We start from the raw sequence: 23,773 nt of genomic DNA, 5'->3' as shown, positions 1-23,773 counted from the left end.
CGGGCCGCTGGCGCCGGGGCGGGGGACGGGCGAGACTGCGCCGCACCATGTCCTTCAGCCTCGCGCACCTGTCCGACCTGCACCTGCCTGTACCCTCCGGGGCGATCCACCCGCTCTCGCAGCTCGCGGGGAAGCGCTTGCTCGCCTATTTCGCCTGGCGGCGCAAGCGGCGCCGGGCCGTGTCCGCCGCAGCCCTGCTGGCCGATATCGTGGCAGCCGGGGCGGACCACCTGGCCATCACGGGAGACCTGACGAACCTGGGCCTGCCGGGGGAATTCGCGGCCGCGCGGGACTGGCTGGCGGCACTCGGCCCGTCGGAAGGGGTCACCGTGGTGCCGGGCAACCACGACGCCACCGTGGCCCTGCCATGGGCGGATGGGACCGGGCTCTGGTCGCCCTGGATGTCCGGGGAGGCGGGCGGCGCGCCCTTTCCCTTTCTGCGGCGGCGCGGGGCGGTCGCGCTGATCGGGCTTTCCTCGGCGGTGCCGACCCGGCCGGGTTCGGCGGCGGGACGGCTGGGCGCGGCACAGCTCGCGGCGCTGCCCGGGCTGCTGGAGGTGGCGGGGCGCGAGGGGTTGTTCCGGATCGTGATGATCCACCACCCGCCGCTGCTCGGCCCCGGGGGGCGGCGGAAGGCCCTGGCGGACCGGGCGGCGCTGTGCCGCGTGCTGGCGCGGCACGGGGCGGAACTCGTGCTGCATGGGCACCACCACCGGCCGCTGCGGGGGGAGGTTCCCGGCCCCCGGGGGCCGATCCCGGTGCTGGGCACGCCCCAGGCCCTGGCGGCGGGGCATGGCGGGCCATCCGGCTGGCAGATGCTCCGTATCGCGCGCGAGGCGGAAGGGTGGCGCGTGGCGGTCGAGCTGCGGCTTCGGGATGCGGCGGACGGGATGTTCAGGGCCTCGCCCGCCACGGTCCTGCGGGTCAGTAGCGGAGGCGGATGGTCATCCGCGACTCCCCTGGCGGCACGGTGAAGCGCACGCTGTCGAAGGACGGCAGGCCGACGGAGGTGGGGGCGTCGTTGGAGAAGCCGTAGCCCTCGGAGGGCAGGCCGAGCAGGCTGCGGTTGAAGTTATGGTCGTCGTTCTCGTCATGATAGACGGCGACGGCATAGATGCCGGGCTCGGCCAGGGCGAAGCAGGCTTCCGCCGAACTCGTCCGCAGCGGGACACGCTGCCGGGCGAGATAGGCATGGCTGGCCAGGAAGCGTTCCGGCTTCGGGCCATAGACCGTGATGGTGATGTTGCCGGCGACGCGGCGGGCGCCGGTGACGGCGACATGCAGGCGCGGGCCGGCCGGCGCATCGGCGGCGGTGCAGGCGGTGACGCGGGGGCCGTCTTCCGGCCGTGCGGCCGCCGGCTGCGGCGCGGCGAGCAATGCCAGCAGCGCGGCGCAGCACCACAGGCGCCGCAAGGGTCCGGGCAGGCCGGGGAAGGGCCGGAGCATGGGGTGGCCGGGGTCCGTCTGGCGTCTTCCGGCGACAGGGCGTAGGTGTCTGCGCATGCCCAGTGCCATACCGGATGCCACACCAAATGCCACGCTGGTCAAGTTCGGCTATCCCGCCACGCTGATCGGCGAAACGCGCTGCTGGACCGTGCTGCTGCGCCCGCAGCAGGTCACGCTCGGCGCGCTGGTCCTCGTCTGCCGCGAGGAGGCGACGCGCTTCGGCGAGGTGAGTCCCGCGGGTTTCGCCGACCTGCACGCCGCCGTGGCGCGCCTCGAGCCCATGCTCCGGGACTTCGTCGGGTATGAGAAGATCAACTACCTCATGCTGATGATGGTGGACCCCGACGTCCATTTTCACGTCATCCCCCGTTATGACGGGGTGCGGACGCATCTCGGCCAGGCCTTCCCGGATGCCGGCTGGCCCGGGCCGCCGGCACTTGGGCAAGCGGTGGAGCCGGAGGATGCGGTGCGGGACGGCCTGCTGCGCCGCCTCCGCGAGAGCTGGGCCTCCGCGGCGGCGTGAGCGGGTCGGTCGAGGAGAGGCGCGCCCGGGCGGAGGCCACCCGCGGGCCGCCGGCCGGGGGCGGGCTGGTCAGCCGGTACATGCTGCGGCTCCTGATCCGGCCGCTGGCAGGCACCCTGCTGCTGGTGCTGCCGGCGCTGCTGCTGGAGCGGCTGCTGCGGCTTTTCAACCTGCTGGCGGGGGCGGGCAGCCCGGCCAGCTCCATCGCGCAGCTGGTGCTCTACCTGATCCCGCACTACCTGGGGCTGGCGGTGCCGGCGGCGCTGTTCCTGGCGGTCTATGTCGTTGTCTCGCGGCTCAGCCAGAACCACGAGCTGGATGCCTTGCAGGCTTCGGGGCTCTCGCTGGCCTGGCTGTCGCGGCCCTTCCTGGCCGTGGGGGTGGCCTGCGCCCTGGCGGGCGTGGCGCTCTACGGCTATGTGCAGCCGGTCAGCCGCTATGCCTATCGCGCGGCCCTGAGCACCCTGATGGATGCGGGATGGAACGCGACCCTGGTTCCGGGCGAGTTCGCCCAGATCGGCAAGCGGCTCACCGTCCATGTCGAGCGCCGGGACCCGGAGACGGGCCTCCTGCACGGCATCTTCCTGCACCAGCGGCAGCAGGACGGGACAGACGTGCTGACCACCGCCGCCACGGGGCGGATGCTGCTGAGCGTGGAGACCAGCGAGCTGCTCCTGGAGCTGGAGGACGGGCGGCAGCTGACGGTGGACCCGCAGGGGCAGGCGCATACGCTGACCTTCTCGGCCTCGGAACAGTCGCGCCCCTTCGTCCGGCGCCTGCCGATCTTCCGGCTGCGCGGCGCGGATGAGCGGGAGATGACGCTGGACGAGCTCTGGACGGGGCGGGAGCGGGCGGACGCGCCCGTGGCGCCGCGCCGCATGGCGGGGGAGCTGCACGCGCGGCTGGTGCGCTCGGCCTCGCTGCTGCTGCTGCCACTGCTGGCCATGCCGATGGGGCTGGCCGCCAAGCGCTCGCGCCGTTCGGTCGCGATCCTGCTGGGGGCGGCGATCCTCGTGGTCTATCAGCAGGCGCTGCAACTGGCGGAATCCCTCGGCGCCATCGGGCGGCTCGACGCGCCGCTGGCGCTGTGGCTGCTGTTCGCGCTGTTCGCCGCGTTCAGCATCCTGGTCTTCCGGCACAGCAACCTCCATCCGGAGGAAGGCCCCTTCGACCGCATCCTGGCGCGGATGGACGATGCGGCGGCCTGGGCCGGTGGACTGCTGGCGCGCTGCCTGCCGTGGCGGGCGAGGGCCGCGCGCTGATGCTGCCACGGGTGCTGGCGCGCTACCTGACGCGGATCTTCCTCGGCCGGGCCACGGCGGTGCTGCTGGGGCTGGCCGCGCTGCTGCAGCTGCTGGACCTGCTCGACAAGGCCGGGGACGTGCTGGCCCGCGGCGGGGTGTGGGACATCGGGCGCTATGCCCTGCTGCGCCTGCCCACCACGCTTGGGCAGCTCGTGCCGCTCTCGGTGCTGGTCGGGGCGATCCTGACCTTTCAGCGGCTCGCCGGCTCGCTGGAAATCACCGCCATGCGGGCCACGGGGCTGGGAAGCTGGCGGATCATGGGGGCACTGGTTCCCGCCTGCGCCCTGGCGGCCGGCCTGCAGTTCGGTCTTCAGGTCGGCGTGGCGCCCTACAGCGAGCGCGCGCTCTCCGACTGGTGGGACCATCTGGAGGCGCGGGACCGGCCGCTGGCCCTGGATCGCCGGATGTGGCTGCGCGACGGGACGGACATCCTGGCCGCCGATGCGGTATCGCCCGACGGCGCGGTGCTGTCCGGCGTGCTGCTGGTGCGGCGCGATCCCTCGGGGAGGGTCACGCTGCGGATCGGGGCGGAGGAGGCGCGGCACGCGGCCGGGGGCTGGCGGCTGACCGGGGCGCGGGTGCTGCGCCCCGGCGAGGAGCGGGAAACGGTGGTGGGCGGGTATGACTGGCCGGAAGGGCCCACGCCACGGGCGATGCGGAACCTCGCGCGCCCCACCGATGCGCTGAGCCTGCCCGCGCTGCTGCGCGGCAAGGCTGGCGAAGGCGCGGTCAGCCGGGGGGCCGCCTATTTCGGGACGCGGCTCCAGGCGGCGGCGGCGGCGGCGCTGGTGCCCTTCCTGATGCTGCTGCTGGCCATGCCCGCCGCCTTCGGCCTGCCGCGCCAGCATGGCGGCACGCGGCGGGCCGCGGTTGGCCTGACGCTCGGGCTCGGCTATCTCGTGGCGCAGGGCCTGATGATCGCGATCGGCGAGGCCGGCGGGCTGGGCCCGGTTCCGGCGGCCTGGAGCATGCTGCCCTGCTTCGCCACCGCGGGCCTCCTGTGCCTGTGGCGCGAGGAGGCCTGAAGGCACATGCGGTTCCGGCATGCTCTCATCTGAGCAAGGAGGCGGTTTCATGTATGGTCCCTGGCGGGGCGGACGCAGTTTCGATCTGGGGCGGATGACGCTTCGGGAACTCGTCGTCGCCTATGCGGCGCATCCGGCGATCCATCTGTATGGGCTGCTCGCCATCATCTCGGCCGGGCTTTCCGTGCACTGGGCGGAGGGGGCGCTGCGGCCGGCGCTGGCGGTGGCCGCCACGATCCTGGCCTATCCGCTGGTCTGGTACGCCATCCACCGCTTCATCCTGCATTCGCGTTTCCTCTACCGCTCGCCGCTAACGGCGGCGCTGTGGAAGCGCGTGCATTTCGACCACCACCAGGACCCGCACCGTCTGGACGTGCTCTTCGGCGCGCCGGTGACGACGGTGCCGACCATCCTGGCCATCCTGATCCCGGTCGGCTGGCTGATCGGCGGGGCTGCGGGCGCGGCGGCGGCCTGCGCGGCGGGCTTCGTGATCACCTGCATCTACGAGTTCTGCCACTGCATCCAGCACCTGAACTTCAAGCCGCGCGGCCGGCTGCTGCGGCGGATGAAGGAGCTGCACCTCGCGCACCATTTCCACCACGAGGGCGGGAATTACGGGATCACCAGCTTCGTCGTGGATCGTGCCCTCGGCACCTATTATGGCGAGGTGCGGCAGCGGCCGCGCAGCCCGCATGTCTTCAACCTGGGCTATGACCGGGAAGAGGCCCGGCGCTTCCCCTGGGTGGAGAAGCTGACCGGCGCGCCGCCGCGCGACCGGCCCGCCCGCCCGGATGCCCGCCCGGATGCCCGCCCGGACAGGGCTGCGTGAGCGCGGCCACCGCGCGGGCTCCCTCCCCCGTCGAGATCCTCTCCGTCACGGACCGTGCGGGGATGGAGCGTTTCATCCGGCTGCCGCACGACCTGATGCGGCACGATCCCGCCTGGGTGCCGCCGCTGCGGCTGGAGCGGCGGGAAGCGCTGTCCCCGGCGAAGAACCCCTGGTTCCAGCACGGCGAGGCGGCCTTCTGGATCGCCCGGCGTGACGGGCGCGAGGTAGGGCGCATCAGCGCGCAGGACGACCGGCTGGTGCCGGAGACGGAAGGCGGGAGGCCGGCCTATTTCGGGCTGCTGGCCGCCGAAGACAGTGCCGAGGTCTTCGCGGCGCTGCTGGACACCGCCGAGGCATGGGCGCGCGGCCGTGGGCTGCGGCGGATGCTGGGGCCGTTCAGCCTTTCCATCAACGAGCAGACGGGGCTCCTCGTCTCGGGCTTCGATACGCCGCCGATGATGATGATGCCGCATGACCCGCCCCATGCCGGCACGCGGCTGGAGGCGCTGGGCTATGCCAAGGCGCGGGACATGCTGGCCTATATCAGCCCCGTGACGGAGGCGCTGCCGCCGGCGGCGGCGCGGGTGGTGGCGCGTGGCCTGCCATCCGGCGTCACCCTGCGGCCGCTGCGGCGCGCGGCGCTGCGGCAGGAGGTCGAGGCGCTGATCGGCATCTACAACGAGGCCTGGGCGGGAAACTGGGGCTTCGTGCCCTTCACCGCCGCCGAGGTGGCGCATCTGGCCGCCGAGCTGAAGCCGCTGCTGAACGAGAGGCTGGTCTGGTTCGCGGAGATGCAGGGGCGGCCCGTCGCCTTCGCCGTCTGCCTGCCGAACCTGAACGAGGCGATCCGCGACCTGTCGGGGCGGCTGCTGCCGCTCGGCTGGGCGAAGCTGCTGTGGCGGCTGAAGGTGTCGGGTGTTTCCACCGCGCGCGTGCCGCTGATGGGGGTGCGGCCGCAGTTGCAGGCGGGGCTGCTGGGGCGCGTGCTGCCGCTCTTCCTGGTGGAGGCGCTGCGGCGGGAGGCCCGTGCCCTGGGCATCCGGCAGATCGAGATGTCCTGGGTGCTGGAGGACAACCTGCCCATGCGCCACCTGGCCGAGGTCCTGGGCGCGCGGGCCTATAAGACCTACCGCATCTATGGGAAGCCGCTGTGACGGGCGTCACGGCGCTGGTCCTGGCCGGGCAGCGGCGCGGGACGGACCCGATGGCGGCCGCGGCGGGGGTTTCGCACAAGGCGCTGCTGCCGGTGGCGGGGGTGCCCATGCTGCTGCGCGTGGTCTCGGCCCTGCGATCGACGCCCGGCATCGCCCGCATCGTCGTGTCCATCGAGGAGCCGGCGCGCGTGCTGGCCGGGCTGGAAGGGCTGGAGGGCGCGATCCTGCGGGCCGCCGCGCCGGGCCCCGCCATGAGCGCGGCGGCGGCGTTCGAGGAATTCGGCGCCCCGCTGCTGGTCACCACGGCGGACCACGCGCTGCTGACGCCGGCCATGGTGGCGCACCTGCTGCGGGAGGCCCCGGGCCGGGCATCCGCCGTGGCGGCGCTCGCGCGGCGCGACACGATCCTGGCGGAGTTCCCGGAGACCCGGCGCACCTGGCTGCGCTTCCGGGACGGCGATTTCAGTGGCTGCAACCTGTTCCTGCTGGCGCGGCCCGAGGCGATCCGGGTGCTGCGCTTCTGGCAGCGGCTGGAACAGCAGCGGAAGCGGCCGACGGCCATGGCCCGGATGCTGGGGCCCATCGTGCTGCTCCGCTATGCCCTGGGCTGGATGACGCTGCGGGCCGGACTGGATGCGCTGGGGGCACGCTGCGGGACGCCCGTGGCCGTGGTGGAGATGCCCTTCGGCGCGGCGGCCGTGGATGTGGACAAGCCGGACGACCTGGCGCTGGTGGAGGCCCGTCTCGGTGGGGCGGAACGGCGGCGGCTGCCGCAGGTGGGGTAAGGGCCGCCACCGCTGACCTCATGCGGCGCGGGCGCGCCCTGGTCCGCTCCGTGACGGCGGCCTCCCCGGCCCGGGGCGGGAGGCTTGCGGGAAACAGGCCGGCGTGGCGGGCTTCCTCGCCGGTGCCCCTGCCCCTTATCCTGCGGGTCCGGTCATCCGTGCGGATGGCAAGCCGACCGCCCATAGTCCGAGGATAACGTCATGGCTCTCGATTCCACCGCCTCCGGCCTGTTTCCCATCGCGCCGACGCCCTTCCAGCCGGACGGGCGGATCGATGTGGCATCGGTCGATACCCTGATGGAGCGCTACCTCGCCGCCGGCGCCACGGGCGTCACGGTGCTGGGCATCATGGGCGAGGCGCCGAAGCTGGAGCCGGAGGAGTCGCTCGACATCGCCGCGCGCTTCGTGAAGGGCATGGCGGGGCTTCCCGTCATCGTCGGCGTGTCCGCGCCCGGTTTCGCCGCCATGCGCTCCCTCAGCCGCGCGGTGATGGACAAGGGGGCGGCGGGGGTGATGATCGCGCCGGTGCCGTCGCTGCGCACCGACGACCAGATCGTCACCTATTACCGCCAGGCGATCGAGGCCATCGGTGACGACGTGCCCTTCGTGATCCAGGACTATCCGCTGACCCTCTCGGTGCAGATGACGCCCGGGGTGATCCGCCGGATCGTGCAGGAGCATCCCTCCTGCGTGATGCTGAAGCACGAGGACTGGCCGGGCCTGGAGAAGATCTCCACCCTGCGGCGCTATCAGGAGGACGGCTCCCTGCGGCCCCTCTCCATCCTGACCGGCAATGGCGGGATGTTCCTGGACTTCGAGATGGAGCGCGGCGCGGACGGGGCCATGACCGGCTACGCCTTTCCGGAAATGCTGGCGGATGTGGTGCGGCTGCAGAAGGAAGGCGCGCGGGAGGCGGCGCACGACCTGTTCGACGCCCATCTGCCACTGCTGCGCTACGAGCAGCAGCAGGGGGTGGGCCTCGCCGTCCGCAAGTATGTGCTGATGCGGCGCGGCTTCATCGCCTCCGATGCGCAGCGCAAGCCCGGCGCGGCCCTGACTGCCGCCGCACGGGCGGAAGTGGACTATCTGCTGCTTCGCCTCGCCCGGAAGGATGCCCGCGCGGGCCTGTGAGCCTCCGGCCGGCGGCGGCGCGGCGCGCTTCCGCCGCCCCGGGAGACGAGGCCGCCTGCGTGCCTCAGGGGACGTGGCGCAGCCAGGCGCCGGAGGAGAACTTCTCCGCCGCGAGCTTCTCCGCCGCCGCATGTTCCTCCGCCGTGATCCGCCCGGCCACGCCGCCATGCAGCGACACGAAGGTCTCGCGCATCCGCCGGATCACCGCCTCGCGCGGCAGGCCTGTCTGGCTGCGCAGCGGATCGACCCGCTTGACGGCGCTCACCGTGCCCTTGTCGCTCAGCTTCTCGCGCCCGATGCGCAGCACCTTCACCATCTTCTCCGCATCCATGTCATAGGCCATGGTGACGTGGTGCAGCACCGTGCCGCCGGAGAAGCGCTTCTGCGCCGCGCCGCCGATCTTGCCCTTGGCGCTGGAGATGTCGTTGAGCGGCTTGTAGAAGGCGTCGATGCCGAGGGAGATCAGCGCCTGCAGCACCCAGGCGTCGAGGAAGGCATAGGAATCGGCGAAGGTCATGTCGCGCACCAGATCGCCCGGTGCATAGAGCGAGTAGGTGACGCTGTTGCCGGGTTCCGCCAGCATGGCGCCGCCGCCGGTGACGCGGCGGACGACCTCCACGCCCAGCGCCGAGGCTGCGTCGAGGTCCACCTCGTTGCGCAGCGACTGGAAGGCGCCGATGATGATGGCGGGCCGTTCCCATTCCCAGAAGCGCAGCATCGGGCCGCGTCGGCCGGCGGCGACCTCCTGCGCCAGGACCTCGTCCAGCGCCAGGTGCATCGCGGGGGAGAGCGGGGGCGTGTCGATGATCTGCCAGTCGTAGTCCCGCCAGCCGCCGCGCGAGCCGAGGGCGCGGCGCACCGCGATGGCCACCGCCTCGGCACTGAAGCCGATCAGCGCTGCAGCCGGCCTCAGCGCCGCGCGGATCGCCGCCGCGATCTGCTCGACGTCCGAGGCCGCAGGCAGGCCCTCCACCGCGCCGCGGATGTCGTCCAGCGCCTCGGCGGGTTCGAGGAAGAAGTCGCCGGCGATCTGCACATCCGCGATGCGGCTGTCCCGGAGTTCGAGATCGACGACGACGAGCTTGCCGCCCTGTACCTTGTATTCACCGTGCATGTCTCGCGAGACCCGTCCGTCGCATGAGGCCCGGCATCGTGCCGGGGCCGCCAGGGGAGGCACGAGGATGGACCACCTGGGCGGGCGCAGCCAGAGGGACGCGGAAAGGGCGGCCGTATCCGTTCTGACCCGGACCCTTCAACGAATCTTCACTCTCCGGCGGCAACCGAGACCTTATACCGGCGCCATAACGGGTTACCGGGCATCGGATGCAACAGACATTCGTGAGGCGCCACTACCGCACGGTGTTCCTTTCCGACCTGCATCTCGGCCTTCGCGCCAGCCGGGCCGACCTGCTGCTGGATTTCCTGGGCGGCATGGATTGCGGGCGGATCGTGCTGGTGGGCGACATCGTGGATGGCTGGCGCCTGCGGAAGTCCTGGTACTGGGACGCCTACCATGACGAGGTGATCCGCCTGCTGCTGCGCAAGGCGCGCGAGGGTGTCGAGATCCTCTACATCCCCGGCAACCACGACGAGATGTTCCGCGACTGGGTGGGGCTGGAGGTCGCCGGCATCCACCTCGTGCAGCAGGCCGAGCACGTCACCGCCGACGGCCGCCGGCTGCTGGTGATGCATGGCGACGAGTTCGACAGCGTGGTGCGCTACTGGCCGCTGCTCGCCCATCTGGGCGACTGGGCCTATGACGCGGCGCTGCTGCTGAACCGCTGGTTCAACACCGCCCGGCGGCGGATGGGATACCCCTACTGGTCGCTGTCGCAATGGCTGAAGCGGCGTGTGAAGGAAGCCGTCAAGGCGATCGACCGCTTCGAGGAGTCGCTGGCGCACGAGGCACTGCGTGGCGGCTATGACGGCGTCATCTGCGGCCACATCCATCATGCCGAGATGCGCGACATCGGCGGCGTGACCTACATGAACACCGGAGACTGGGTGGAGTCCTGCACCGCCCTGGTGGAGCATCCCGACGGACGCTTCGAACTGCTGGACTGGTCGAGGCGCAGCCCGCCCGTGCCCCGGCCGGTGGCGCCGGCGGCTGGAACTCCCGTCCCCGCCTTTCCCGTCCCGGCCTTTCCCATTGCTGGGCCGCCCGGCGTGGCGGGCGAAGCCGGCGCGTGACGGGGACCCTGAACGAGGATCCACGGATTGTCTGTTTCGACCCTTCTGCCGCGGATCGCGCGGCTTGCCACCGTCATGCGGAAGCCCGGTTCCGGGGATGCTTCGGACCGCCCTCTCACCCAGGCGTCCGGCGCGTCTGAACCGGGCCGCGGGATCGCCAACGCGAGCCTGTTCCTGAAGCAGTGGGCGAGCAACCCGCTGCGCATGGGCAGCGTGGTGCCGTCCTCCCCGGCCCTGTGCGGGCGGATCGCCCGGCTGACCCGGGCCGACGAGGGGGAGATCGTGGTGGAGCTCGGCGCCGGTACGGGCGTGGTGTCCCGGGCCCTGCTGGCGCAGGGACTGGCGCCGGAGCGGCTCACCGTGGTCGAGATCGAGAGCGAGATGGCCCAGCATCTGCGCCGCAAGCTGCCCGGCGCCTGTGTTGTCACGGGCGATGCCTTCGACCTGCCGCGCCTGATCCCGGAGAACCTGCATGGGCGCGTCGGCACGGTGATCTGCGGGATTCCGCTGGTGCTGTTGCCGCTGGAGCGGCAGCGGCGCTTCGTGCAGGCGGTGGAGGCCGTCGCGCCGGGGCGGGGCTTCCTGCTCTACACCTATTGCATCACGTCGCCCCTGCCCTACCGGCAGCTCGGGCTGAGTGCCAAGCGGGAGGCCTGGACCCCGCTGAACCTGCCCCCCGCCAGCGTCTGGCACTACCGCCCGGCGTGACGTGGGCGGATGGTTCCCGGCGCTTCCGGCTGCCTGGGATTGCCATCAAAGCTTCGTGAAACCGCAACGGGTGCGTCATCCACCGGGCGCATGAGGCCGCCCGTCAATACGGAGATGCGGTTTGCCTGGGGTCCTGATCAGCGGAGTCACGAAGTCCTTCGGCGGGGCGCCGATCCTGTCCGGCGTTTCACTGGAGATGGCCGAAGGGGAGTTCATTGCGCTGGTGGGTCCTTCCGGTTGCGGCAAATCGACGTTGATGCGCATCGCCGCGGGGATCGAGCAGCCGGACCAGGGGCGCATCGAGATTGCCGGCCGCGACGTCACGCGGCGCCGCGCAGCCGAGCGAGACGTCGCCATGGTGTTCCAGTCCTACGCCCTCTATCCGCACCTGACCGCCGCGCAGAACATCGCCGTGCCGCTGGCCATGCGGCGGCTGAACGGCTGGCAGCGCGCGCCTTTCCTGGGCCGTTTCCTGCCGGGGACGTCGGCGGTCCGGCAGGGTATCCAGGCGGATGTGCAGAAGGCCGGGCGCGCCCTGGGCCTCGCCGGGCTGCTCGACCGCAAGCCCGGCCAGCTTTCCGGCGGGCAGCGGCAGCGCGTCGCCCTGGCGCGCGCCATGGTGCGGCAGCCGAAGCTCTTCCTGATGGACGAGCCGCTGTCCAACCTCGATGCCTCGCTGCGCGTCCAGACGCGGCGGGAGATCGTGGAGATCCACCGCCGCAGCGGCGCGGCCACGCTCTATGTGACGCATGACCAGTCCGAGGCGCTGACCATGGCCGACCGGGTCGCGGTCATGCTTGGCGGCCGCATCCTGCAGGTGGCCACGCCCGAGGCGATCTACAACGATCCGGCCGATCTGCGCGTCGCCACCTTCATCGGCTCGCCCCGCATCAACACCCTGCCGGCCGAGGCGGACGCGGATGGGATCGTCAGGGTCGCCGGCCTCGCCATCGGGCTGCGCGCCATGCCGGGGCCGCTGACGCTGGCCGTGCGGCCGGAGGACCTGCACCTCGCCTCCAACGGCCTGCCGGCCCGCGTCGAGGCGATGGAGTTCCTGGGCGAGAGCCTGTTGCTGCATCTGCGCCACCCGGAAAGCGGCTCCGCCCTGGTGCTGCGCCTGCCGCCGGAAGGCCGCTCCGGCATCCCCGGCGACGGGCAGGCCTTCCTGGGCTTCGACGCGGGCAAGGCGCTGCTTTTCGATGCCGCCGGACGGCGCTGCCCCTCGGCGGCGCTGGGCGCGGAACTGGCCCATGTCTGAGGCCGTGCTCGCGGCGCCCGCCGTTCGGGCGAGAGGGCATGGCGAAGCCCTCGCCGCCTGGCTGCTGAGCCTGCCGGCGGTGATCGCCTATGTGCTGATGATCCTGCTGCCGACCCTGGCGGCCGTGGCCATGGCCTTCACCGACTACGAGCTCGGTGCCGAGGGGTTCCACTGGGTCGGGCTCGACAACTTCGCCGAGCTCCTTTCGGATCGCGGCTTCGCCCAGTCGGTCCGCAACACCCTGGTCTATATCGGGCTGACCACGCCGGTTTCCGTTCTGGGCGGGCTGGGGCTGGCCGTGCTGATCGAGTCCGGCCTGCGCGGACGCGCCTTCTTCCGCGCCGTCTTCTTTCTGCCCGTCGTGTCGCTCGCGGTCGCCATGGCGGCGGCCTGGCAGTACCTGCTGCACCCCACCATCGGCCCGCTGAACGCGATGCTGCGCACCGTCGGCCTGCCGGGGCCGGCTTGGCTCTCCTCTTCCGACACGGTGCTGCTTTCCCTGGCCGCGATCGGGAGCTGGGAGAATCTGGGATTCAACATGGTGCTGTTCATGGCGGGGCTGACTGCCATCCCGCGCGAGCTCTACGCCGCCGCCGAGGTGGATGGCGTGCCCTCGGCCTGGGAGCGGTTCCGTCTCGTCACCTGGCCGCTGCTCGGCCCCACCACGCTCTTCGTGCTGACCATCACCATGATCCGGGCCCTGACGCGCTCCTTCGACCTCGTGGCCGTGCTGACGCAGGGCGGGCCGAACAACGCCTCCAACGTGCTGCTCTACAAGCTCTACGAGGAGGGGTTCACCTATTTCCGCCTCGGCTACGCGGCGGCGGTCACGCTGGTCTTCCTGGCCATCGTGCTGACGCTGATGTGGCTGCAGACGCGCTTCCTGGACAGGCAGGTGCATTATGGCTGAGCCGCGCGACACGCCCTTGCTGCGCGACCTGCCGCGCCTCGCTTTGCTGACCGTACTCGGGCTGCTGGTGCTGATGCCCTATATCTGGATGGTGGCCGCCAGCCTGAAGCCGCTGGACGAGATCTTCCGCGACTCCCTTTCGCTGCTGCCGCAGCGGTTCCATGCGGCGGAGAACTACGGCAAGGTCTTCGAGCGCATTCCTGTCTTCCGCTACCTGGTGAACGGCGTGGTGGTCTGCGGCGCCATCCTGTTCTTCCAGCTGCTCTTCGCGGTGCCGGCGGGCTATGCCCTGGCCAAGCTGCGTTTCCCGGGGCGGGAGGTGCTGTTCGGCGCGGTGATGCTCGGGCTGCTGGTGCCGGTGCAGGCGACCGCCCTGCCGATCTACGTGACCCTCGCCTCGCTCGGCTGGCTGAACACCTATGCCGCGCTGGTCGCGCCCTTCACCATCTCGGTCTTCGCGATCTTCCTGTTCCGCCAGTTCTTCCGCTCCCTGCCGGACGACCTGCTGCATGCCGCCCGGCTGGACGGGATGGGCGAGATGGCCATCGTCTGGCGCATCGTCCTGCCCAATGCCTGGCCGGCGGCGACCGCCTTCGCGATCTTCTCGGTGGTGGCGCACTGGAACGACCTGTTCTGGCCCCTGCTGGTGGTCAGCGGGCCGGACCGCGCCACGCCGGCCCTGGGCGTGCTGTTCTTCCGCTCGGTAGATGCCGGCGACGACTACGGCGCGCTGATGGCCACCGCCGTGGTGATGACGGCCCCCCTGGTGATCGCCTTCCTCCTGGCCCAGCGGCGCTTCGTGGAAGGCATCGCCTCCACGGGGCTCAAGGGCTGATCCAAACAAGAACCGTATCCGGAGATACCATCATGAGTTTCGACCTCGGGCGCCGCAAGGCGCTGGCCCTGCCGCTCGCCGCCCTGGCCGCCCCTCTCGCCGCGCCGCGCATCGTCCGCGCCGCGGAGACGGAGATCACCGTCCATTACGCGCAGCCCTTCATCTACAAGGACAGCTACGACGCGATCATGGCCGAGTTCGCGAAGCGCGAGCCGGAGATCAAAGTCAACTTCATCAACACCCCGAACTACGAGGAGGGCGCGCAGCTCCTGCTGCGCCAGGCGGGCACCAACCAGCTCCCCGACCTCAGCTACCAGGGTTTCAACCGGCTGCGCGTCTTCGCCGAGCGCGGCATCGCCCAGGACCTGACGCCGCTGCTGCGGGAGGAAGGCGATCCCGCCAGGGCGGGCTATACGCCGAACATGCTGGCGCTGGGCCAGTTCGGCGGCATCCAGGCAGGGCTGGCCTATGCCGCCTCCAATCCGGTGACCTACTACAACGCCGATCTGGTGCGCCGCGCCGGCGGCGACCCCGGCAACTTCCCCAGGGACTGGAACGGCGTCCTGGAGCTGGCCGGGAAGATCCACCGTCTCGGCGATGGCGTCGAGGGCATGTGGTACACCTGGAACGGCGACGACTGGATGTTCTCCGCCCTGCTCTTCGGCGCCGGCGGCCGCATGCTGACGCCGGATGAGCGCGACGTGGCCTTTGGAGGACCGGAGGGGCTGAACGCGCTGCGCCTGATCGACCGGATGGTGAAGGAGGGCGGCATGCCGAACCTCAGCGCCGCCGCGGCGCGCCAGGCTTTCGCCGCCGGCAAGCTCGGCATGATCTTCCAGACCACGGCGCTGGTGCGGGGCACGGCCGCGTCGGTGGGCGAGAACTTCCCGCTGCGCACCACGGAGATGCCGGTGATCGACGCGCAGAAGGGCCGGCTGCCGACCGGCGGCGCCGCCGGCATGCTGACCGCGAAGGACCCGGCGAAGCGCGCCGCCGCCTGGAAGTTCCTGCGCTTCTCCACCGGCCCCGAGGGGCAGGCGATGATGGTGAAGAACACCGGCTACCTGCCCTGCAACCAGATCGCGATCGACGACCCGCAGTACCTGGCGGGTTTCTACAAGGCGAACCCGCTCTTCGTGCCGGCGGTGCGCCAGATCCCGATCTCCGTCCCCTGGTACGCCTTTCCCGGCAGCAACAGCGTGCGCGTGACCCAGACGATGGTGGACAACATCGCCCGGGTGGTGGAACAGAAGGCGACGCCGGAGCAGGTCCTCCCGGACATGGTGGCCGAGGTGCGCCGCCTGCTGCCGCGGAAGGGCTGAACCCATGGTGTTCCGTCTCGCGCAGATCAGCGACACGCATCTCTCCCCGCGCCACCCTGTCTTCGACCGCAACTTCGCGGCCGTGGCGGAGCGGCTGCGGGCGGATCGGCCGGACCTCGTGGTCCATACCGGCGACATCTCCGCCCATGGCGAGTTGGGCGGGGAGGCCGGACAGGCGGAGCTGGAGCACGCCTTCGCCCGGCACCAGGAGATGGGGCTCGACTGGCTGGCCATCCCGGGCAACCACGACGTGGGCAACGACCCGGCCATCGCGGCGCGCGATGGCGCGGATGCGGAGCGTGTCGAGCGCTGGAACGGCATCTTCGGCGCCGACCGCTTCCTGCGGGACGTGCCGGGCTGGCGGCTGATCGGGCTGGACACCCTGATCACCGCGACCGAGATGGCCGGGGAGCAGTTCGCCTTCCTGGAGGATGCCCTGTCGGGGGCCGCGGGGCGCAGCATCGCGATCTTCCTGCACAAGCCGCTTTGCGAGCAGGCGCTGGACGAGGCGGGCCGCAGCTACTGGCATGTGCTGGAGGCGCCACGCCGCCGGATGGTGGAGATGTTCCGGGCGCATCCCCCGGCCTTCGTCGCCTCCGGCCATGTGCACCAGTGGCGCGATCGCGGCCTGTGCGAGGGAATCCGGCAGATCTGGGCCCCTGCGGTCGCCTTCCATGTCGGCGATGCCTGGGCGGACGGAAAGCCCTTTGGCGAGAAGGTGCAGGGCTATGTGATGCATGCCCTGCACCCGGATGGCCGGCACGAGTACGGGCTGGTCCGGCCGGAAGGCCTCCAGCCGCACGATATCGGCCGTATGCCGGACATCTACGGCCAGTTGCAGCCGGCCGGCTGACCCGCCTGCTCCTTGGCTGCCTGGTTGTGGGACGTCCTTGGCGTCCTCAGCGACTGGGCATGCCCGGGCGAGTTTGCGGCGGGGAGCTGGCTGAGCCCCTCGTCTGTCCGGGTCGTTGGATCAAGGCCTCATCAGGCGGCGCGGGCAAGTATCGCGGCGGCTGTGGCTTCCAATCTCTTCGCATAGTCTGGTCGGCCTTGAATAACTCGTAAGGCACTGATCTAGCTGTGAGATTTTCCGGGCTCGGCGACCTGGATTTGCAGGGTTCGATTGTTTTCGACGACAAACCCTGCGAATCTTGTGGGCATGAAGCACCGCCCGCGCCCGCCGGAACAGGCCGATCTGCTGCGGCCGCGGCTGGTCGACATGATCGATGGGCGGCACGAACTGGTGCGGCTGGCGGCGCTGATCGACTGGTCCTGGTTCGAGCGGGAATGGGCCGGCTTCTTCCCCGCCGCTGAGGGACGGCCGGCCACGCATCCGCGTCTGGTCGCCGGGCTGATGTACCTCCAGCACGCCCATGGCCTCTCCGACGAGGCGGTGCTCGCGCGCTGGGTGGAGAACCCGTACTTCCAGCACTTCACGGGTGAGACCTTCTTCCAGCACCGTGCGCCCATCCATCCCTCCTCTCTCAGCCGCTGGCGCGGTCGCATCGGTGAGGAAGGTGTCGAGTGGTTGCTGACCAGGACGATCGAGGCGGCTCAGGCTTCGGGAGCTGTGACGTCGAACAGCTTGGCCGAGATCGCAGTGGACACCACAGTGATGGAGAAGGCCATCGCCCATCCGACCGACAGCCGCCTCTATGAGCGGGCCCGCCACTCGCTGGTGACGCTGGCGCACAAGGCCGGGATCGCCCTGCGCCAGAACTACAATCGCCTGGCGCCGCGCCTGGCCGGCCAGGTGGGGCGCTACGCCCACGCCCGGCAGTTCCGCCGCATGCGCAAGGCGTTGCGCACGCTCAAGGGCTACACCGGCCGCATCCTGCGCGATGTTGAACGCAAGCTCGGCGCCGTCCCTGACGGGCCACTGCGGGCGCGCATCGAGCAGCGCATCGCCCTCGTCACCCGCCTGCTGCTCCAGACACCGAAGTCGTCCCGCAAGCTCTACGCCCTGCACGAGCCCGAGGTGGACTGCATCGCCAAGGGCAAGGCGCGGGTGCGCTACGAGTTCGGCACGAAGGTCAGCATCGCCACCACCCTCGCCGGTGGCTTCGTCGTCGGCATGCGCAGCCAGCCCGGCAATCCCTACGACGGCCACACCCTCGCCGACGCCCTCCAGCAGGTCGAGACCCTCACCGGCCAGCGTCCCAGCCTCGCCGTGGTCGATCGCGGCTACCGCGGCCATGGCGTCACGGCAACCAGGGTGCTCGTCAGCGGCACCAGCCGCGGCCTCACGCCCCGCCTGCGCCGGCTGCTCCGCCGCCGCAGCGCCATCGAGCCCGAGATCGGCCACATGAAGACCGATGGCCGCCTCGCCCGCTGCGCCCTCAAGGGCACGCTCGGCGATGCTCTCTACGCCGTCCTCTGCGGCTGCGGCCACAACATCCGCAAGATCCTCGCCCACCTCAGGGCCCTTTTGGCCGCTCTCCTCGCCGCCCTCCGACAGGCAATCCTCACCCCGATCAGCCAAGCCAGCGTCCCGACAGGCCGCACCCTGCTCGCAGGGGCGACAGCCTGAAGACGTTGTTCAAGGCCGACTAGTCTGGAATGCCAAGGACTGGACCATGTTCTTCATGGGCAATGGACACATTTCTTCCGACTGAGGGCTGATGGGTGGCTATCCGGCGGCCTCCGACTACCGCTTCGCCGCACATGACACAGGGCTGAAGGACATCATCGCCAAAGGAGGCGAGATACCGCCCGGCGGCGACACGGATCCGCAGAACCCGCGCTGGGACGCAATGATCGGCGATGCACGGATCAAGCGCGACAAGCAGTCCATCACCACGGAGGAGATGTTCAGGGACTACGACCTCTCCCTCAACTACGTGCGCGGTGGGCCGGGCTTCGGCGACCCGCTGAACCGCGAGCCCCAGAAGGTCGCGGATGATGCCAATGGCGGCTACCTGATCGATCGCTTCGCAGCCTTCGTCTATGGCGTGGTGCTGAGCAAGGCCGCTGATGGCCTGGCCGGCGTTGACGAGGCCAAGACCAGTATCCTGCGCGACCGCATCCGCAAGGAGCGTCTCGCCAAGGCGGTTCCGGCCAGCACCTGGATGAAGCAGGAGCGTGAGAGGATCCTCTCGAAGGAGGCTGGCCTTCAGGTCCAGCAGATGTAGGCAGCCAGCTTCAAGCTCGGTTCGCGTTGGGAGGAGGGCTTCCGGAAATTCTGGAACCTGCCAGAGGACTGGCGGCTGATGGAAGCGGACCTGCCGATCCCATCCTATGGCCGCGAATACTCGATGGACCTTTCGGAACTCCCTGACGTCAAGACGGCATCCTTCGTCGAGGAGTGACGCCGCTGCGGGGCATCCCTCATGCGCGAGATGCCCTGTCCAACCTGATTCACGAGATGGAGGAGATTTAACCCCCGGTTGATGGCACCCTCCACCGAATGGCAGGTGATCCGCGAATACTTCTGCCCGCTTTCGGGCGATCTGCTGGATGTCGAGGCCCCTACGCCCTGGTACTCCATCATTCATGACTTCGAGCCGGATATCGATGCCTTCTACAAGAACTGGCTCGGCCTGGATGTTCCTGAGCGGGCGGCATAGGCGCCCGAAACCGTAATCGTCATGTCCTTGCCACGGTATTGGCAAGTTGAGGACGGTCGTCGGGACGGTCCGGCCAGCGCAAACTGGCGGAATGATGCCAGAGCCTGCCACCTGGCCCGGCTACCGCTTTCCGGCGCAGATCGTCCCTTCCCGCCCCCACGTGAGGCGCCCTCTACCCCATACGCCAGTCGCGCAATCCGCCACGGCCCGGTCAGACCGCATGCAGGGAGAACGGCCTCTTCCGAGCGCATCGCGGAGAGGAATGTTCCTCGGCAACAGTGAAATAGAAACCCCCATGCTTTTGACTATTTTCCATAGTGGTTCTCTTATTAACACGAAGGTAAACGATCTTTAGTGGGGGCCGGATGCTGCTGAGACATCGAACGGGAGGAGTTCGGGGCAGGCTTCCCAACGGCCTGGATCGGCGGACCGTGCTGGGCGCCGCGGGCCTTGCCAGCCTGTCGCTGCCACTGATGGGGTTTGCGCCACGTGCGGGCGGCCCCTCCGATGCGTTGGACGCGCTGCTTCGCGACGCCCCGATCTGCCGTGCCGATGCAACGGGCGCCGCATCTGGCACCGCCCTGCGTAAGCTGACGCTTGCCTGGAACGCGACCGCCATCTGCACCTCGCCCGTCGCGGTGGCACAGCAGCAGGGCATTCTGGCGAAGCATGGGCTGGAGGTCGAGTTCGTCAATTTCGGCTCCTCCACCGAGGCCCTGCTGGAGGCGATCGCGACCCGCAAGGCAGATGCCGGTGTGGGCATGGCGCTGCGCTGGCTCAAGCCGTTGGAGATGGGCTTCGACGTCAAGATCACCGGCGGCACGCATGGCGGCTGCATGCGGCTGATCGGCGACCCCGCGGCCGGCGTCACGGGCGATGTCGCCTCGCTGCGCGGCAAGACCATCGCCACGGCCGACATGGGCGGCGCCGACAAGAACTTCTTCTCCATGCTGCTCAAGCGGCGCGGCATCGACCCGGACCGCGACGTCACCTGGAAGGTCTTCCCCGCCCATGTCTTCGGCCTGGCGCTGGAGCGTGGCGAGGCGCAGGCCGTCTCCGGCGGGGACCCGATCGCCTGGCTGCTGCAAAGGGACCGAAAGCTGGTGGAGGTCGCCACCAATCTTTCCGGCGAATGGGCTGACCGCGCCTGTTGCATCATCGGCGTCAGTGGCGCGCTGGTCAGGAACGAGCCGCAGGTGGCCGCCGCGCTTACGCGCTCCCTGCTGGAGGCGCAGGACCTTGCCGCCCATGACCCCGCTGTGGCGGTGGACACCTTCCTGACCTATGCCCCGGCCAGCACCAGCCGTGACGATCTCATCGCCATGATGCGCAGCCATACCCATGGCCACCATCCCACCGGCCGCGCGATCCGCGACGAGATCGAGCTCTATGCGGAAGAGCTCAAGTCGGTCGGGGTCATGCGCGCCGGCACCGATCCGAAGCGCTTCGCCGGGCGCGTCACCGCCGACGTGCTGGGGGCGTGATGAGCGGCGCCACCGTCGCCGGGGCCGGCAATGCCCCGATCGAGACCGGAAGGGCCAGGGCCTGGGGAAGCAGCCTTCTGGCCGGCTTCGTCTGGATCGCCGCCGCCGGCGTCATCGCCGTGCCGGAGGACGCCATCGAGGTCGGCCGGACGCGGGAGCTTGCCCTGGCCGCCGCGCTTCTCGGCGGTGTACTGCTCCTTTCCGCCGTGCTCTCCCCCTGGCTCGGCAAGGCGGGCGGGAAACTGCGCGCGGCGGGGCCCTGGCTTACCGTCCTGCCGCTGGCCCTGATCGGCTGGGAGTTGCTGACCGCCAAGCTCGCCCTGCTCCCCCTGCCCTTCTTCGCTTCGCCACAAGGTCTGCTGGAAGTCTATCTGGAGGACTGGCCACGCCTGGGCGAGAGCGTGCTGCGCTCGCTCTGGCTGCTGGTCAGCGGCTATGCCATCGGCGCCGCGGCGGGTTTCGTGGCCGGCGTGGCGCTCGGCTGGTCGCGCGCCATCGGCTACTGGGTGCATCCGGTGCTGCGGCTGATCGGGCCGCTGCCCGCCACGGCCTGGCTGCCGATCGCCTTCTTCGCCTTTCCGACCAGCGGCAGCGCCAGCACCTTCCTTGTCGCGCTGGCGAGCTGGTTCCCGGTGACGGTGCTCACCTGGTCCGGCGTTTCGGGCGTCAACAAGGCCTATTACGACATCGCCCGCACGATGGGCGCCAGCCAGAGCTTCCTCGTGCTCAAGGTTGCCGTGCCGGCGGCGCTGCCGCAGGTCTTTGTCGGCCTCTTCATGGGCCTCGGCGCCTCCTTCTCCGTTCTTGTGGTGGCGGAGATGCTGGGCGTGAAGGCCGGTCTCGGCTGGTATCTGCAATGGGCCCAGGGCTGGGCGGCCTATGGCAACATGTACGCGGCGCTGCTGCTCATGGCGCTGATGTGCTCCACGCTGACGACGCTCCTCTTCAAGGGCCGCGACCGGCTCCTCGCCTGGCAGAAGGGAACCGTGCGGTGGTGAGCGCAGCGCTTCACAGGGCTCCGGTGGTGGAGCGGGTCCAAGGCATGGCGCTGGAGATCCGCCACGCCAGCCAGGCTTTCCAGCTGGAGGGCCAGCCCCTGCCGGTGCTGGACAACGTCTCCCTTTCCGTGCGGCCGGGCGAGTTCGTGGCGCTGCTCGGCCCCTCGGGCTGCGGCAAGTCCACGCTGCTGCGGCTGCTGGCCGGACTGGACGCGCCCGTCTCGGGGCAGGTTCTGGGCGACGGCGCGGCGATCACCGCGCCCGATCCCTCCCGCGTCCTGGTGTTCCAGGACCCGACGCTCTATCCCTGGCGCACCGTGCGGGCCAATGTCGCGCTGGGGTTGGAGGCGCGTGGCCTGTTGCGCCGCCAGGATCACCGGGTGCAGGAGGCGATCGACCTCGTCGGCCTGACGGGCTTCGAGACCGCCTATCCGCACCAGCTTTCCGGCGGCATGTCCCAGCGCGTTGCCCTGGCGCGCGCCCTGGTGAACGATCCGCGCCTGCTCCTGCTCGACGAGCCGCTGGGCAAGCTCGACAGCCTCACCCGCCTGTCGATGCAGGCGGAGCTGGTGCGCCTGTGGCAGCGATCCGGCCTCACCGCCCTGCTGGTGACGCATGACGTCGAGGAGGCGCTGATCCTGGCGCAGCGCGTGGTGGTGTTCAGCCCCCGCCCGCCGCGCATCACGGCGGAGCTGGTGGTGGACCGCCCCTATCCCCGGCATCGCGACGATCCGCATCTGGTTGCCCTGCGGCGCGAGGCGCTGGGCTTGCTGGGGCTGGAGGGATGACGGTGTGGCTCCAGAGGGAAGGCGTCCGGGGCAATCCGTCATGATCGGTATCGTCTGGCGCAGCCTGCTGCTGCTCGGCCTGTTCCTCGCCGGGCTGAACCTCCTGGGCCTCATCCCGCAGGAGGCCTCCCGCCCATCGGTGGTGGCCGAGCGGTGAGCCCGGTGGCGCGCCTCGTCCCCTGGCCGGATCAGGGATTCGCGGCCCGGCCGCGATGTCGGGGCGGCCGCCCCGGCTGACGGCCCGACGGTCCGGAAGCCCGGGCGGCCATGGCCCACCGGACGGCGCCCCATCGTTGGGCGCCATCCCGCAAGGCCGCGCCCCGCACCGATACGAATCACGAGGACATCGCAGCATGAGTGTGCACATCACCGGGATGATCTGGGCCCGCCCGACCTCCGACCTGGAGGTGACCGGCGGCCCCGCCGTGCAGCCCGATTTCATCGAGCGCATCACCCTGGCGCATGAGGAGGCAGGCTTCGACCGCGTCCTGGCCGGGTACTGGACCAATGCCGCGGACGGCTTCCTGGTCCTGGCCCATGCCGCCTCGGTGGCCAAGCGCATCCATTTCCTGCTCGCGCACCGGCCGGGCTTCGTTTCCCCCACTTTGGCGGCGCGCAAGATCGCCACGCTGGAGAACCTGACCGGCGGCCGGCTGGCCCTGCACGTGATCTCGGGCGGGGAGGATGCCGACCAGCGCAAGGATGGCGACCATGCCAGCCATTCCGAGCGCTACCGCCGCACCGACGAGTTCCTGGAGGTGGTGCAGAGGACATGGACCGCCACGGAACCCTTCGACCATGTGGGCGAGTTCTACTCGGTCGAGCAGGCCTGGTCCGACGTGCGGCCGATCCAGCCGAAGCTGCCGGTCTTCTTCGGTGGCGCCTCGGACGCCGCGATCCGCGTCGCGCAGAAATACGCCGATGTCTATGCCCTGTTCGGCGAGCCCCTGGCCGAGACCGCGGCCATGCTGGCCCGGCTGCGCGCCTGCCTGCCGCGTGGGCGGGAACTGGCCTTCTCCTGGTCCAACCGGCCCATTCTGGGAGCCACCGAGGCCGAGGCCTGGGACCGCGCCCGGCATATCCGCGAGCGTGCTCTGGCCAAGCTGGCACGGGCCGGCGGGAGCGGGCTGATCCCGGGCGGCCAGGCGGTGAACTCCCAGCGCCTCGTTGCCCTGTCGCAGCGCGGCGAGGTGCTGGACGAGCGGCTCTGGACCACCATGGCCGGGGTGCTGGGCGGGCGGGGCAACAGCACCGCGCTGGTCGGCACGCCGGAGCAGGTCGCGCGTTCCATGCTGCGCTACCGGGAGCTCGGGGTGAGCCACTACATTCTCCGCGGCTGGGACCCGCTGCCGGACGCCATCGAATACGGGCGCGAGCTCATCCCGCTGCTGCGGGAACTGGCCGAGGCGCAGGACCGGCGGCGCCTGAGCGTTCCGGCCCATACCCTCGCCTCCCGCCGCCTCGACGTCCGGCAGGCGATCGACACCAGCCTCGCCCCATCCACCCAGGGCTGAAGG

General features: G+C 70.5%; 22 protein-coding genes and 2 pseudogenes. 22 read left to right on the top strand and 2 right to left on the bottom strand.

The features are described from left to right. Positions 1-47: 47 nt before the first annotated feature. Positions 48-974, top strand: a complete 927-nt coding sequence (locus CTJ15_RS01640) for a metallophosphoesterase (RefSeq protein WP_099780900.1) — start codon at positions 48-50, stop codon at positions 972-974. Here the strand turns inward: CTJ15_RS01640 and CTJ15_RS01635 are convergent. Next, positions 925-1,446 (bottom strand): DUF2141 domain-containing protein, encoded by a 522-nt coding sequence (locus CTJ15_RS01635; RefSeq protein ID WP_075823437.1) that lies wholly within the window; start codon positions 1,444-1,446, stop codon positions 925-927. The genes CTJ15_RS01640 and CTJ15_RS01635 overlap by 50 nt on opposite strands. Positions 1,447-1,501: 55 nt before the next feature. On the opposite strand from CTJ15_RS01635, the gene CTJ15_RS01630 reads away from it, so the two are divergent. From CTJ15_RS01630 to CTJ15_RS01600, 7 genes are all read left to right on the top strand, one after another. Further along, a complete protein-coding gene (locus CTJ15_RS01630) occupies positions 1,502-1,969 on the top strand; it encodes an HIT family protein (RefSeq protein ID WP_019463176.1) in 468 nt (155 codons plus the stop codon). After that, positions 1,966-3,231, top strand: a complete 1,266-nt coding sequence (locus CTJ15_RS01625; protein WP_019463175.1) for an LptF/LptG family permease — start codon at positions 1,966-1,968, stop codon at positions 3,229-3,231. Before CTJ15_RS01630 ends, CTJ15_RS01625 begins: the two co-directional genes overlap by 4 nt. Then, a complete protein-coding gene (locus tag CTJ15_RS01620) occupies positions 3,207-4,298 on the top strand; it encodes an LptF/LptG family permease (RefSeq protein ID WP_076970111.1) in 1,092 nt (363 codons plus the stop codon). The genes CTJ15_RS01625 and CTJ15_RS01620 overlap by 25 nt, the downstream gene beginning before the upstream one ends. 49 nt (positions 4,299-4,347) lie before the next feature. Then, positions 4,348-5,127, top strand: coding sequence for a sterol desaturase family protein (locus CTJ15_RS01615; protein WP_099780899.1), 780 nt, complete (start codon positions 4,348-4,350; stop codon positions 5,125-5,127). Beyond that, entirely contained in the window at positions 5,124-6,281 is a 1,158-nt protein-coding gene (locus CTJ15_RS01610) for a GNAT family N-acetyltransferase (protein ID WP_019463172.1), read from the top strand. The genes CTJ15_RS01615 and CTJ15_RS01610 overlap by 4 nt, the downstream gene beginning before the upstream one ends. Next, on the top strand, positions 6,278-7,066 hold the full coding sequence (locus tag CTJ15_RS01605; RefSeq protein ID WP_027297260.1) for an NTP transferase domain-containing protein: 789 nt from the start codon (positions 6,278-6,280) through the stop codon (positions 7,064-7,066). Before CTJ15_RS01610 ends, CTJ15_RS01605 begins: the two co-directional genes overlap by 4 nt. Before the next feature lie 201 nt (positions 7,067-7,267). After that, a complete protein-coding gene (locus CTJ15_RS01600; protein WP_058389912.1) occupies positions 7,268-8,197 on the top strand; it encodes a dihydrodipicolinate synthase family protein in 930 nt (309 codons plus the stop codon). Positions 8,198-8,261: 64 nt separating this feature from the next. Here CTJ15_RS01600 and CTJ15_RS01595 read toward each other — a convergent pair whose 3' ends face one another. Further along, positions 8,262-9,311, bottom strand: coding sequence for a biotin/lipoate A/B protein ligase family protein (locus CTJ15_RS01595; RefSeq protein ID WP_099780898.1), 1,050 nt, complete (start codon positions 9,309-9,311; stop codon positions 8,262-8,264). 209 nt (positions 9,312-9,520) lie between these two features. Here CTJ15_RS01595 and CTJ15_RS01590 point away from each other — a divergent pair, with 209 nt between their 5' ends. The 14 genes and pseudogenes from CTJ15_RS01590 (at position 9,521) to CTJ15_RS01525 (ending at position 23,770) form a co-directional block, all read left to right on the top strand. Further along, complete coding sequence (locus CTJ15_RS01590; RefSeq protein WP_099780897.1) at positions 9,521-10,387, top strand: UDP-2,3-diacylglucosamine diphosphatase; 867 nt, start codon at positions 9,521-9,523, stop codon at positions 10,385-10,387. A 27-nt stretch (positions 10,388-10,414) separates the two neighbouring features. Then, entirely contained in the window at positions 10,415-11,095 is a 681-nt protein-coding gene (locus CTJ15_RS01585) for a class I SAM-dependent methyltransferase (protein ID WP_083755428.1), read from the top strand. Positions 11,096-11,216: 121 nt separating this feature from the next. Further along, on the top strand, positions 11,217-12,353 hold the full coding sequence (locus tag CTJ15_RS01580) for an ABC transporter ATP-binding protein (RefSeq protein WP_075821945.1): 1,137 nt from the start codon (positions 11,217-11,219) through the stop codon (positions 12,351-12,353). Then, the gene (locus tag CTJ15_RS01575) at positions 12,346-13,263 is read left to right on the top strand and encodes a carbohydrate ABC transporter permease (RefSeq protein ID WP_075821946.1); all 918 of its coding nucleotides are present in this window, start codon (positions 12,346-12,348) and stop codon (positions 13,261-13,263) included. The genes CTJ15_RS01580 and CTJ15_RS01575 overlap by 8 nt, the downstream gene beginning before the upstream one ends. Further along, a complete protein-coding gene (locus CTJ15_RS01570) occupies positions 13,256-14,098 on the top strand; it encodes a carbohydrate ABC transporter permease (protein ID WP_099780896.1) in 843 nt (280 codons plus the stop codon). Before CTJ15_RS01575 ends, CTJ15_RS01570 begins: the two co-directional genes overlap by 8 nt. A 32-nt stretch (positions 14,099-14,130) precedes the next feature. Beyond that, positions 14,131-15,420, top strand: a complete 1,290-nt coding sequence (locus CTJ15_RS01565) for an ABC transporter substrate-binding protein (RefSeq protein ID WP_099780895.1) — start codon at positions 14,131-14,133, stop codon at positions 15,418-15,420. A gap of 4 nt (positions 15,421-15,424) precedes the next feature. Next, a complete protein-coding gene (locus CTJ15_RS01560; protein ID WP_099780894.1) occupies positions 15,425-16,273 on the top strand; it encodes a metallophosphoesterase in 849 nt (282 codons plus the stop codon). A 306-nt stretch (positions 16,274-16,579) separates the two neighbouring features. Continuing rightward, complete coding sequence (locus tag CTJ15_RS01555) at positions 16,580-17,950, top strand: IS5 family transposase (protein ID WP_226945876.1); 1,371 nt, start codon at positions 16,580-16,582, stop codon at positions 17,948-17,950. A gap of 16 nt (positions 17,951-17,966) precedes the next feature. Further along, positions 17,967-18,728, top strand: a pseudogene (locus CTJ15_RS01550) (hypothetical protein); the annotation flags it as partial. A gap of 72 nt (positions 18,729-18,800) precedes the next feature. Next, positions 18,801-18,986, top strand: a pseudogene (locus CTJ15_RS01545) (acetone carboxylase subunit gamma); the annotation flags it as partial. A 431-nt stretch (positions 18,987-19,417) separates the two neighbouring features. Continuing rightward, complete coding sequence (locus CTJ15_RS01540) at positions 19,418-20,470, top strand: ABC transporter substrate-binding protein (RefSeq protein ID WP_075821950.1); 1,053 nt, start codon at positions 19,418-19,420, stop codon at positions 20,468-20,470. Then, entirely contained in the window at positions 20,470-21,468 is a 999-nt protein-coding gene (locus CTJ15_RS01535; RefSeq protein ID WP_099780893.1) for an ABC transporter permease, read from the top strand. Before CTJ15_RS01540 ends, CTJ15_RS01535 begins: the two co-directional genes overlap by 1 nt. A gap of 44 nt (positions 21,469-21,512) precedes the next feature. Next, positions 21,513-22,256, top strand: coding sequence for an ABC transporter ATP-binding protein (locus CTJ15_RS01530; protein WP_193009547.1), 744 nt, complete (start codon positions 21,513-21,515; stop codon positions 22,254-22,256). A gap of 353 nt (positions 22,257-22,609) precedes the next feature. Further along, the gene (locus tag CTJ15_RS01525; RefSeq protein ID WP_019462043.1) at positions 22,610-23,770 is read left to right on the top strand and encodes an LLM class flavin-dependent oxidoreductase; all 1,161 of its coding nucleotides are present in this window, start codon (positions 22,610-22,612) and stop codon (positions 23,768-23,770) included. Positions 23,771-23,773: the final 3 nt, after the last annotated feature.

Source organism: Roseomonas sp. FDAARGOS_362 (assembly GCF_002754815.1).
Classification (GTDB): domain Bacteria; phylum Pseudomonadota; class Alphaproteobacteria; order Acetobacterales; family Acetobacteraceae; genus Roseomonas; species Roseomonas mucosa.
Note: the sequence above shows the minus strand (reverse complement) of the source record. Positions and strands in the feature narration are given on the sequence as shown.